Annotated in this window: 12 protein-coding genes, 3 pseudogenes and 1 riboswitch; of the genes and pseudogenes, 14 read left to right on the top strand and 1 reads right to left on the bottom strand. The window is 41.2% G+C overall.

Annotated features, from left to right (window positions below):
• A partial coding sequence (locus HMPREF1040_RS05425; RefSeq protein ID WP_007392865.1) for a helix-turn-helix domain-containing protein occupies positions 1-208 on the top strand: 208 nt, incomplete at its 5' end.
• Between the two features lie 71 nt (positions 209-279).
• On the opposite strand, the pseudogene ribB reads toward HMPREF1040_RS05425, so the two are convergent.
• Positions 280-1,184, bottom strand: a pseudogene (gene ribB / locus HMPREF1040_RS05420) (3,4-dihydroxy-2-butanone-4-phosphate synthase).
• Positions 1,185-1,289: 105 nt separating this feature from the next.
• Positions 1,290-1,406, bottom strand: a riboswitch (FMN riboswitch).
• Between the two features lie 135 nt (positions 1,407-1,541).
• Here ribB and HMPREF1040_RS05415 point away from each other — a divergent pair.
• The 13 genes and pseudogenes from HMPREF1040_RS05415 to rnc all read left to right on the top strand — a co-directional run bounded on the left by HMPREF1040_RS05415 (position 1,542) and on the right by rnc (position 12,136).
• On the top strand, positions 1,542-2,780 hold the full coding sequence (locus tag HMPREF1040_RS05415) for a DUF3084 domain-containing protein (protein ID WP_007392831.1): 1,239 nt from the start codon (positions 1,542-1,544) through the stop codon (positions 2,778-2,780).
• A 12-nt stretch (positions 2,781-2,792) separates the two neighbouring features.
• Positions 2,793-3,209, top strand: coding sequence for a hypothetical protein (locus HMPREF1040_RS05410; protein WP_007392861.1), 417 nt, complete (start codon positions 2,793-2,795; stop codon positions 3,207-3,209).
• Positions 3,206-4,079, top strand: a pseudogene (locus tag HMPREF1040_RS05405) (YitT family protein). Before HMPREF1040_RS05410 ends, HMPREF1040_RS05405 begins: the two are co-directional and overlap by 4 nt.
• 80 nt (positions 4,080-4,159) lie before the next feature.
• Positions 4,160-4,390, top strand: coding sequence for a YdbC family protein (locus tag HMPREF1040_RS05400; RefSeq protein ID WP_007392881.1), 231 nt, complete (start codon positions 4,160-4,162; stop codon positions 4,388-4,390).
• A 146-nt stretch (positions 4,391-4,536) separates the two neighbouring features.
• Positions 4,537-5,076 carry a hypothetical protein gene (locus HMPREF1040_RS05395; RefSeq protein WP_007392876.1) on the top strand — a complete coding sequence of 180 codons (540 nt, stop codon included), beginning with the start codon at positions 4,537-4,539 and terminating at the stop codon, positions 5,074-5,076.
• A gap of 14 nt (positions 5,077-5,090) precedes the next feature.
• Entirely contained in the window at positions 5,091-6,113 is a 1,023-nt protein-coding gene (plsX, locus tag HMPREF1040_RS05390) for a phosphate acyltransferase PlsX (RefSeq protein WP_007392871.1), read from the top strand.
• Positions 6,103-7,101, top strand: coding sequence for a beta-ketoacyl-ACP synthase III (locus HMPREF1040_RS05385; protein ID WP_071777857.1), 999 nt, complete (start codon positions 6,103-6,105; stop codon positions 7,099-7,101). The genes plsX and HMPREF1040_RS05385 overlap by 11 nt, the downstream gene beginning before the upstream one ends.
• A 19-nt stretch (positions 7,102-7,120) precedes the next feature.
• Positions 7,121-8,062 (top strand): ACP S-malonyltransferase, encoded by a 942-nt coding sequence (gene fabD / locus HMPREF1040_RS05380; protein ID WP_036257730.1) that lies wholly within the window; start codon positions 7,121-7,123, stop codon positions 8,060-8,062.
• A gap of 1 nt (position 8,063) precedes the next feature.
• On the top strand, positions 8,064-8,807 hold the full coding sequence (gene fabG / locus HMPREF1040_RS05375) for a 3-oxoacyl-[acyl-carrier-protein] reductase (protein ID WP_007392896.1): 744 nt from the start codon (positions 8,064-8,066) through the stop codon (positions 8,805-8,807).
• 43 nt (positions 8,808-8,850) lie between these two features.
• A pseudogene (locus HMPREF1040_RS05370) lies at positions 8,851-9,090 on the top strand (acyl carrier protein); the annotation flags it as partial.
• Between the two features lie 73 nt (positions 9,091-9,163).
• A complete protein-coding gene (locus tag HMPREF1040_RS05365) occupies positions 9,164-10,123 on the top strand; it encodes a nitronate monooxygenase family protein (RefSeq protein ID WP_007392832.1) in 960 nt (319 codons plus the stop codon).
• A 30-nt stretch (positions 10,124-10,153) separates the two neighbouring features.
• A complete protein-coding gene (gene fabF / locus HMPREF1040_RS05360; protein WP_007392894.1) occupies positions 10,154-11,404 on the top strand; it encodes a beta-ketoacyl-ACP synthase II in 1,251 nt (416 codons plus the stop codon).
• 18 nt (positions 11,405-11,422) lie between these two features.
• Complete coding sequence (rnc, locus tag HMPREF1040_RS05355; protein ID WP_036257700.1) at positions 11,423-12,136, top strand: ribonuclease III; 714 nt, start codon at positions 11,423-11,425, stop codon at positions 12,134-12,136.
• The last annotated feature ends 2 nt before the right edge of the window (positions 12,137-12,138 follow it).

The following is a 12,138-nucleotide window of genomic DNA, read 5'->3' as shown; positions in this document are numbered from 1 at the left end:
ACGTAAAAATTTAATGTTTTATTTATCGGATGAAGCGATGCGACAACATAGTACTTCTTTTTCATTACCATTTAATCGTCAAGAATTAGCAGATTATTTATCGGTTGATCGCAGTGCGTTATCTTCTGAACTCAGTAAAATGCAAAAAGAAGGTCTTCTTTCGTATCACAAAGAAGCGTTTACCTTACATAAAATATGGGATACATAAAGACGTAAGATAAACATATCGGCTATCCATATAAGTGGATAGCCGATATGTTTATCTTACGTCGGTTGTTTTTAATGCAAATGCGGTAAAATGTGACCCATTTTTTCTTTTTTTGTTTCTAAATAAAATTTGTCATATTTTTGTGGAGCGATTTCAATGGGAATTCGCTCTGTAATTTCCACACCAAACCCTTCTAAGCCATAAACCTTTTCAGGATTATTAGTGAGTAAGCGTAATTCCGTTTTTTCATTGCTAATATCACCTTTGACTAAGGCAACATGGTGTTCACTTGTTAAGTCGTTGACATAGCCATAAATTTTGTAGGCAGTTAAGCGATAGCTTCACGCACGACATGTTTATCGTGACGACGACGATAATTTTGTAAATCATGAATGGTGATAAATTTTAACTGATATTTTTCCGCTACTTCCCATAGTTGCGGCGTACGCATCATCGTGCCATCGTCAGCCATAATTTCACAGCACACCCCAACTTGTTTGAGACCGGCCAAACGCAATAGATCTACCGTTGCTTCCGTATGACCATTGCGTTCGAGAACGCCACCTTTTTTGGCAATGAGTGGAAAGGTATGTCCTGGACGACGTAGGTCTTCGGGTCGTGTTTTTTCATCAGCGCATGCTCGGGTGGTGAACGCACGTTCTACTGCAGAAACACCTGTTGTCGTTTGGATATGGTCAACGGAAACGGTAAATGCTGTTTCGTGATTATCTGTATTGTGTGCTACCATGGGTGATAATTTGAGTTTTTCTGCATATTCAATACTCATGGGCATGCAAATTAATCCTTTGCCATGAGTGGCCATAAAATTCATATTTTCGGTAGTACAAAATTGCCCCGCACAAATAAGATCCCCCTCGTTTTCCCGATCCGGATCGTCTGTTACAATGATCATGCGACCAGCTCGCAAATCTTCCAGTACTTCTTCAACCGTATTGAATGTTCGTGTTTTTGTCATGATAAAGCCTCCTGGTTTCATATAATTTGTCTATACGTGCAGTTGCGGGCATAAAAAAAACCCCAGCAAATGCTTCGGGGCAAAGAAACAAAAAATAAAATATCTTTTCACCTTCTTCTATCCAGACTATACTGTCGGTTTTGGAATTGCACCAAATCCTGCGCTAACGCGCTCGCGGACTATACCGCCGATCGGGAATTGCACCCTGCCCTGAAGATTCATTTTGTATGACGTTTTTATTATACTCTATCTATGTACTTTTGTCAAGGCGAATGGGCTTAGAGGTGGGAAAAGAAAATGAAAATAGGTCATGACATATGTATCTATATAGTATATGATATATAAAGGAGGTGCAGTATGCAGTACGGAATCATTATGTTATTTATTTTAGCCATTATGGGGGGTTGTATTGCCTATTTAGGAGATAAGATTGGCTCGCGAGTAGGAAAACGGAAAATCAAAATATTTGGATTGCGGCCAAAATATTCATCCATATTGATTACGATTATTACTGGCGTATGTATTGCAGCGATGACACTTTGTGTGTTGGGGATTCTTTCTGAAAATGTGCGGGTGGCCTTATTTGGTATACAACGATTACAGGAACAACGTGATCGGTTAGAAGCCCAAGAAAAAGAATTGGGGAAGATTTTGCAGAATAAAAATCGATTGATTGCAGAATCATCGCGGTTATTAGTTCAGCAAGATCAGCAATTAGAAAGCAAAAATCTGGCTCTTCAGCATACACAAATGGATTTACAACAGGCTAGGCGAGTGCGAGATGAAAAGACAAAACAGTTATTTATTATCCAAAAGGCGTTAAACGAAGCACGGCTACAGGAACAACGAGCCATATATGATAAGGAAAAGGCCAAACAAGAGCTAGTGTCGTTAGAAAAGACGAAACAGCGTATGATGGATACGATTCAATTATTGGATAAGCGGATACAATTTTTGAATGATAGTATGATACACGTACGGGAAGGCACGGTAATGTATCGATTCGGTGAAATTTTGTCTAGTTCGGTTATTTCGGGCGGGGGTAATGAATTGCAGGCAAAACAGCGTCTTAGTGAGGCTATTCAAGAAACGAATATACGGATTAGCAAGCAAATGGGTATACAAGATAAAAACGCAGTTTTAGTATATATTTCACCGACGGAGTTTAATGGTGCCGTAAAAGCATTGCAAGGAGCTGGTTCGAAACCGCTTTTGGTACGTGTTGCCGCCGCAGGAAATATCATTTTAGGTGAACCGGCGTTGGTACATGTGCAATTATATGACCATATTAAAATGTATAGAAAAGGTGAGGTTGTATATACGTATCGCCTTACCCCGGAAATGATTACGGGTAATGCCGAGTTACAAGTGATGCGTATATTGCGTAAGGTCAATGAAACGGCACGTCAGCGAGGTGTGCTTCCCGATCCACTGACAGGAAATATAGGGGTCCTTTCGGCAGCGGATATGTTTAAGGCCATTTCATTGTTGCAACAATATCAAGATAGAACGATCGAAGTAAAGGCAATTTGCCGAGAAACGACGTATACGGAAGGACCATTAAATATTTCCTTGCAAATTACACCGGTTATATAAGGAGGGATAGGGATGATTGTAGCAATTGATCCGGGCTCAGAAAAAACGGGTATCGCTATCCTGCGTCGGGACGGGACACTCGTAGAAAAACATATCATTCCGTCCGCTTCTTTGGCAGCGGTATTAACGAACTTACAAGTGAAATATGGATTTACGCATATTGCTATGGGCGATGGGACGTGCCATAAACATTTGCAAGGGGTTGTTGCGGCATGGCTGGCGAAACAGATAAAGACGATTGCCTATGCATTAGTTGATGAAAAGAATACGACTGTCGAAGGAAGGCGGTTATATTTTCGTATGACCCCACGGCGAGGATGGCGGCGAGTGGTACCACTTTGTTTGCAGTTCCCTCCCGTGCCAGTAGATGATTTTGTCGCCTGGATTATTGGCCAAAGGTATATTCAACAACAGGGAGAGAACGTATGATTTCTTATATAGTGCGGATTATTGGTTTAGCTGTGGGAGCACTTATTTATACCTTAGGATTAGACATTTTTCTCGTACCCAATCAGGTTATTGATGGAGGCATCGTAGGCGTTTCCCTTATGGTAGCACAGGTTACGGGACTTAGTTTCAGTGTGTTTATTATTTTGTTTAATATTCCCTTTTTTATTCTGGGGTATAAGAAAATTGGTAGTTTATTTACAGTATTATCGCTTATATCTGTTATTAGCTTATCCTTTTGGAATAAAATATTACATATGGCTCACTTGACGCCTGTTACGTATGATCCCTTTTTATCGACTGTTTTTGGGGGCATCATTATTGGGGTAGGTGTCGGTTTGATTATTCGTTGGGGGGGGCTCATTAGATGGAACGGAAATTTTAGCCATTATTGCCGATAAAAAGATTCCCTTTTCTGTGGGGGAAGTAATCATGTTTTTTAACCTATTTATTTTAGGCATTTCAGGCTTTGTCTTTTCTTGGGATAGTGCAATGTATTCGTTGATTGCGTATTTTATTGCATATAAAATGATTGATGTCGTTGCCAATGGTTTGGATGAAATGAAAGGGGTTTTAATTGTGACGACACAACATGATGAAGTATCACATTATTTGTTGCATCGGCTGGGACGGGCTGTTACCTTGTTACATGGGGAAGGTGCATATATGCGGCAATCAACAAAAGTATTATATTGTGTCGTATCCCGGTTAGAAGTAATGACGATTAAAGAGGCGGTACATCAAGTTGATGAACAGGCGTTTATTTCCATTTTTGATATTCGTGAAGCTCATGGGGGACTATTTAAAAAAGACGATCGAGCCATGTTTAATATGAATTTTTATAAAAAATAATTGACAGAAAGAACATCTTTGATATTATATAAAAAAAGGAATACATATATGTGTTATTAGTATGAATGGAGGATTATAAGATGAAACAATTGCAATTTAACATTGAAGATGTATGTGGTACCTTATCAGAAAATAAAGATGGTTGGCGTAAACAATTAACGTATATTAGCTGGAATAATCGTGCACCTAAATTTGATTTGCGTGCATGGGATCCCGAGTATCAAGCGATGACTAAAGGGATTACGTTGACAAAGGATGAAATTATAGAGTTACGGGATATTTTAAATAAATTAGATGTAGATAAGTATTAAGGGAGTTAAAAAGTATGCTATGTCACAGTTGTGTAAGAATGCATACTTTTTTTGCTATGTATAAAACTTGCAAAATAGATAAAATCATTATATAATCTCTAGTTGTATGTACTATTAGTACTTGGTCATAATAAAGGTGATAAGAGATGGGTCGTATAGTGAGACAAAAACGGCATGAGTTATTAAAAAAACGAATTGAAGATAATCCATTCATCAATGATGAAGAGCTAGCGGAATTATTTTCCGTGAGTGTGGCAACAATTCGTTTAGATCGCTTGGCCTTAGGTATTCCGGAAATGCGGATTCGCATTAAAGAAAAGGCACAGGCACTACCTATGCGACAATCGGCTGGTGAAGTTGGCGAAGTTGTCGAATGCACAGTAGGAGAGCGGGCGATTTCTATTTTAACCGCGACGGTCGATATGGTAGATGAAGCGCATATTGTACGTTCACAGGTATTGTATGCACAGGCGAATGCCTTGGCTCGGCATGTATTGCATTTACCCGTTATTATTACGTCTGTTGCTAATATGAAGTACAAACAGCCAGTTACAGCTGGCGATACACTGGTGGCAATGGCTGAAGTGATTCGTCAACGAGAAAATAAATATTATGTTTGGGTTAAAACACGCAAGAATGGAAAAGAAGTTTTTCGTACAAAGTTTATTATTGAATCATTAGAATAATGGAGTTGCTTTACATGAAGATTGCTGTAGATGCCATGGGTGGTGATTATGCACCAGAGGAAACCGTTTTAGGTGCTATTGACGCTGTTCAGACAGATGATATTGAAGTTGTTTTGGTCGGCGATGAAACACGGTTACGTGCTTTATTAAAAGAATATGGAGCGGCTCAACAGAGTCGAATATCCATTGTACATGCGAGTGAAGTCATAGAAATGCACGAACACCCGGCACAGGCGATTCGTAAGAAAAAGGATGCATCAATTTTAGTAGCTACGCGGTTAGTTAAAGAAGGCCGCTGCGATGCGGTTGTTGCACCGGGGAGTACAGGTGCGGCGGTGAGTGCTGCTTTACTTGGGTTAGGGCGTATTAAGGGAATTGAACGACCTTGTATTGCGACTCCCCTTCCGTCTAAAAAGGGAATTACGGTGTTGCTGGATTCAGGAGCAAATGCGAATAGCAAACCTAAGCATTTACTAGAAGGTGCAATTATGGGTGCTCATTATGCGAAATATATTTTGGGTATTGCCGATCCGCTTGTCGGATTGTTAAATATAGGTGAAGAAGCATCTAAGGGAAATGATTTGTGTCAACGTACCTATCCTTTGCTAGAACATTTAAAGACCATTTCTTTTTATGGAAATGTAGAGGGACGAGATATTCCCAATGGCACGGTCGATGTGGTCGTTTGTGATGGTTTTGTCGGCAATGTTATTTTGAAATTTGGCGAAGGAATGGCTTTGTTTATTATCAAATTAGTAAAAGATGCGATTCGTCATGGCGGTTGGTTGGCTAAATTGGGGGCATTAGCAGTATACCCCGCTTTAAAAAGCTTGAAAAAGCGATTGGATTTTACGGAATATGGTGGGGCTCCTTTACTGGGGGTGAATGGCAGTTTTATTATTTGTCATGGCAGTTCTAAAGCTAAGGCGATAAAAAATGCGATTCGCATTGCCAGTGAATTTGTGGAAAAAGATGTAGTAGGCCATATTCGTAAAAGTATCGAGGAGGAACAAGTTGAACAATACAATGAACAATAAGGCTATATATGCAGGGGTATTAGGCACAGGGCATTATGCGCCTGAAAAGGTGTTGACCAATGCTGACTTGGAAAAAATGGTAGATACCTCCGATGAATGGATACAATCTCGGACAGGAATTTGTCAACGACATATTGCGGCGGATGATATGAATACATCTGATATGAGTACGATTGCGGCAAAGCAGGCACTAGAAATGGCAGGACTTCAAGCTACCGATATTGATTTGATTATCGTTTGCACCTTAACTGCGGATATGACGATTCCATCGACCGCATGCATTGTCCAGAAAAATTTAGGTGCTACAAAGGCCGCTGTATTTGATTTATACGCGGCATGCTCGGGTTTTGCTTATGGGGCGATCACGGCTACGCAATTTATTGAAAATGGTATGTACCGCCACGTATTGGTTATTGGTGCAGAAATTTTAAGTCGTGTCTTGAATTATAGCGACCGCAATACGTGTGTGCTGTTTGGAGACGGTGCTGGCGCGGCTGTCTTTGGACCGGTTGAAAAAGGATATGGCGTGTTGGGGGTAGACATGGGAGCTGATGGCAATGGCGGAGAATATTTATGTATTCCTTCTAGTGGCGTAGCTTTATTACCAACGGATGAAAATCGTCAAAAAGGCTTGACTTATGTTCATATGAACGGTAAGGAAGTATATAAATTTGCTGTTAAGGTCATGGGACAAACGGCGGTAAATGCATTAAATCGAGCTGGTCTTTCTTATGAAGATATTGATTTAATGGTACCGCATCAAGCCAATATTCGTATTATTCAATCGGCGGCAAAACGGTTGCATTTACCGATGGAAAAAGTATTTGTTAATATCCAAAAGTATGCGAATACATCGGGGGCTTCCATTCCGATTGCACTGGATGAAGCCAATCGACAAGGACGTATGAAAAAAGGAGATATTATCGTTATTGCCGGATTTGGTGCAGGACTTACCTGGGGTGGTCTAGTCATGAAATGGGCAATATAGAAAAGGGAGTGAATAGATGATGAAAAAGGCTTTTGTTTTTCCTGGTCAAGGAGCACAAAAAGTGGGTATGGTAAAAGATTTGTACGATCAATATGCAATGGTCCGTGAAGTCTTTGAAGAAGCGGATGATGCGTTAGGTTTTTCCCTTACGAAATTATGCTTTGAAGGTCCTGATGAAGAATTAATGAAAACCTATCATACGCAACCTGCTATTTTAACTGCTAGTGTCGCTTGCTATCGTATATTAGTAGCGGAAGGTATCAAACCAGATATAGTAGCTGGTCATAGTTTGGGGGAATATTCGGCGTTAGTAGCAGCCCAAGTTATGTCCTTTGCCGATGCCGTACGTACCGTACGGTTGCGGGGGCAATTCATGCAAGAGGCGGTTCCCTTAGGCGAAGGTGCTATGGCAGCCATTATGGGCCTTGATGATGAACGCATTGCGGCGATTTGTGCAGACATTTCATCGGTGGGCGGTGTGGTTGAACCGGTAAATTATAATTGCCCAGGCCAATTGGTTATTGCCGGTAGTACGAAGGCTGTGCAACAGGCAACGGAAGAACTTAAAAAGGCGGGAGCAAAACGGGCCGTTATGCTCCATGTTAGTGCACCCTTCCATAGTTCGCTCATGCAACCAGCGGCGAAACGATTGGGGGAAGTGTTACATGATCTTACGTTGCAACAAGCAACGATTCCCGTTGTCTTGAATGTTACGGGACAGCCTGAAACAGATGCGGCAGCGATTAAAGAAGCGTTAGTCAAACAGGCGGCTAGTCCTGTGTTATGGATCACTTGCACGCAGACGATGAAAAATATGGGGGCAGATGTATTGGTCGAAGTTGGACCAGGCAAAACGCTTTGTGGATTTACACGGAAAATAGATCGGTCACTACACTGTGAACATGTAGATGATGTGACATCATTAGAAGAAACGTTAACTTTTTTTCAGGGAGGAAATTAAGATGAATATAACGGAAAAGACAGCCATTGTTACGGGAGGTTCTCGTGGTATTGGACGTGCCATTGCCGTTGAATTAGCAAAAGCTGGCGTGCAAGTTGCTATTATATATGCGGGAAATACGGCGGCAGCAGAAGAAACCTTAGCGTTAGTAAAAGCACAGGGTGTTCAAGGAATGATGATACAATGTGACGTAGCCGATGGAGCGGCCGTAGAAGCGATGGTAAAAGAAGTGAAAGATACGTTTGGCTCCATTGACATATTGGTGAATAATGCAGGTATTACGAGGGATACCTTGCTGATGCGGATGAAAGAAACGGAATGGCAAGAAGTATTGGATACCAATTTGACGGGTGTATTTCATTGTACACGTCAAGTTAGCAAGTTGATGATCAAGCAGCGTCATGGTATTATCATTAATTTGACATCTATCGTTGGGCTTGTGGGAAATGCAGGACAAGCTAATTATAGTGCCGCAAAAGCGGGAGTTATTGGTTTTACTAAAGCCGTAGCAAAAGAATTAGCATCGCGGAATATTCGCGTTAATGCAATTGCACCCGGTTTTATTGAAACGGATATGACGGCCGTTTTAAGTGATACGGCGAAAGAAGATATTTTAAAGACGATTCCTATGGGACGCATGGCGAAACCGGAAGAAGTAGCTACGGTAGCGGCCTTTTTGGCATCAGAAGAAGCAAAGTACATGACAGGCCAAGTTTTACATGTAGACGGTGGCATGATTATGTAATATAATACAAAGGCATATTATATTGAAAGGGGGTGAATGATACATGAGCGGAGAAAATACATTTGAAAAAGTAAAAAGCATCGTAGTAGAACAATTAGGTGTGGATGAAAAAGAAGTAAAACTTGATGCTGCTTTTATTGATGATTTAGGCGCGGATTCTTTGGATATCGTTGAATTAATCATGGCTTTTGAAGAAGAATTCAATATCGAAATCCCTGATGACGTTGCAGAAAAAATTAAGACGGTACAGGATACGGTGGATTACATCGAAAAAGAAAAAAAGCGTAAGTTGACGATGAGAACCAGAGGGAAACCCGGTGGTTTCCCTTCTGGTATCTTGAATGGAGGAAAAAACGGTGAAGCTGCCAGAACTAAAAATAGGTAAGCTCATAGCAAAAGTGCCAATTATTCAAGGTGGTATGGCGATACGGTTGTCGACGGCTCGATTAGCCGCAGCTGTTGCAAATGAAGGTGGCATTGGTTTAATTGCGGCGTCGGGAATGCCTTTTGATGAATTACGGCATGAAATTCGATTGGCAAGAAAATTAACTCCTCATGGAGGAATTATTGGTATTAATGTTATGGTTGCAGCAAGACAATTTAAAGAATTAGTTGCTGTTGCTATTGAAGAAGGAATCGATCTAGTTGTTGCTGGGGCAGGTTTTTCACGCGATATGTTTTTGTGGGGAAAAGAAAGTGGAACACCTATTGTTCCCATTGTTTCAACAGCAAAGCTAGCTAAAATATCCCAAACCCTGGGTGCTTCGGCTATTATTGTAGAGGGGTCAGAAGCAGGCGGGCATCTGGGAACGAATCGACCGAGTCGAGATATTGTGCCAGAAGTACGGGCAGCAGTTGATTTACCCGTTATTGGTGCAGGCGGCGTTTTATCTGGCGCCGATGTAGTAACGATGTTAAAGTTGGGAGCCAATGGCGTGCAAATGGGAAGCCGTTTTGCCGCTAGTGTCGAATCTAATGCATCGGATGAATTAAAAAAAGTATACTTACGGGCCAATAAGCCGGAAGATTTTGTTTTGGTGCATAGCCCCGTAGGGTTACCAGGACAAGCTATTCGGACACCCTTTTCTGAACGTATTATGATAGATAAGGCACCACGTCCTGAACACTGTGATGTTTGTCTAAAAAAATGTAGTCATAAATATTGTATTATTCGTGCGTTATCAAGGGCACAACAAGGCGATGTGGAAACGGGTTTGGTCTTTTCTGGACGATGTATGCAATATATTCACGATATTTTGCCAGTAAAAGAAATCTTTGCGAATATTACCCGTGAAGCAGCGGCAATTTCAGAATAATCGTGTTCATAAAAAAATGAGGTGAAAAGGTTGGAAAAACGAGTTGTAATTACCGGGCTGGGTGTTATTTCTCCAGTTGGTATAGGGAAGGACGTATTTTGGCAGGCCTTACTGGATGGTAAGAATGGTATTAAGAAAATTACGCATTTTGATGCAACCGAGTATACGGCACAAATTGCAGGGGAAGTTACCGATTTTGATCCAACGGTGTATGGGATTGATAAAAAAGAAGCACGTCATATGGATTTATCGACACAGTATGCTGTGTGTGCCTCGAAGATGGCTTTAGATGATTCTACATTAAATTTAGATGACGAAGATAGAGATCGTATCGGAACGGTTATTGGTACGGGTATTGGCGGCATTGAAACACTTCATAACTTGTATAAAGGGTTGTTTGCTAAAGGTCCCGGGCGAGTTAATCCTTTCTCTGTACCTAAGATGATTGGCAATATGGCATCGGGACAGGTATCTATTACGTTTGGTTTACAAGGCAATTGCCTAAGTGTAGTTACTGCTTGTGCAACTGGAACCAATTCTATCGGCGAAGCGTTTCGTAAAATTCAACGGGGTGAGTTAGATGTAGTCGTAGCAGGTGGTACGGAAGCGGCTATTTCTCCTGCGTCCGTAGCCGGCTTTGCTGCTATGAAGGCGTTAAGCACGTGTAATGATGATCCGGAACACGCTTCCCGTCCTTTTGATAAAGATCGTAATGGTTTTGTTATGGGTGAAGGATCGGGAATTGTTATTTTAGAAGAATTAGAACATGCGGTAAAACGGGGTGCACATATTTATTGTGAAGTTGCTGGTTATGGAAGCAATGCCGATGCATATCATATTACAGCACCAGCACCAGAAGGAATACAGCAGTCGAAGTGCGTAGAATTGGCTTTGCGTGATGCAAATGTCACACCACAGGAAGTGGATTATGTCAATGCCCATGGTACGTCCACTCGTTTAAATGATTTAAATGAATCAAAGGCGGTAGCACGAGTTTTTGGTGAAAATTGTAAGCATCTTTTGATGAGTTCAACGAAGTCCATGACAGGACACTTGTTAGGGGCTGCCGGTGCAGTTGAAGCGATTGCTTGTGCGATGACGATTGAAACGGGGAAGGTTCATCCGACTCGTAACTTTGTTGAACCGGAAGATGAATTAAAAGAATTAGGCTTGAATTATGTACCACAAACATTTGTTGAAAAAAATGTGCGTGTAGCTATTTCCAATTCCTTTGGTTTTGGGGGGCATAATGCGACACTTCTATTTAAAAAGTACGAATAAAGCGGCATGATGATACGTATGGATGCACGAAGAAAAGCACAATTAGACGAATTTCTTGCTCGTATACAGGTGAGCTCTTTTGACCAATGGCACTTGTTAGATGCAGCATTGACGCATTCTTCATATGCAAATGAGCATCAATGCGGGCATGAATATTGTAATGAACGCTTAGAGTTTTTAGGCGATGCGATTTTAGATATGGTGGTAGGCGAATACCTCTTTTTGCATTATCCGCATATGATGGAAGGGGATCTGTCTAAGGCACGAGCAAGTGTGGTTAGTGAAGCTCCGTTAGCAGATGTATGCAGAGATTTAAATATGGGGCAATACATGTTATTAGGGCATGGCGAGATTAAGTCAGGTGGAAAATTTCGGCACAGTATATTAGCAGATGCCTTTGAAGCGGTTGTCGGGGCATTGTATTTGGGCGGCTCTTATGAGATGGCTCGTACATTCATCTTAACGCAATTGCAACCTTATTTGCAGCGTATTCAAAATGGCCATTATGGTAGGGATTATAAAACGCAATTTCAAGAGTATATTCAGCAAGATGGCGAGCATAATATTACGTATGTACTCTGTGCTGAAACAGGACCTGATCACAATAAAACATTTACGATGCAAGTTTGCGTAGATGGGAGTATACGTGGTGTAGGTTCTGGAAAAAGTAAAAAAGAAGCGGAACAATGTGCTGCGCAAGCTGCATTACAGAAAGTATATGTTAAGGAGTAGAG

It is taken from the genome of Megasphaera sp. UPII 135-E (genome assembly GCF_000221545.1).
Classification (GTDB): Bacteria; Bacillota; Negativicutes; order Veillonellales; family Megasphaeraceae; genus Megasphaera; species Megasphaera hutchinsoni.
The sequence above is the reverse complement of the archived record's forward strand: the minus strand, read 5'-3'. Positions and strand labels throughout refer to the sequence as shown.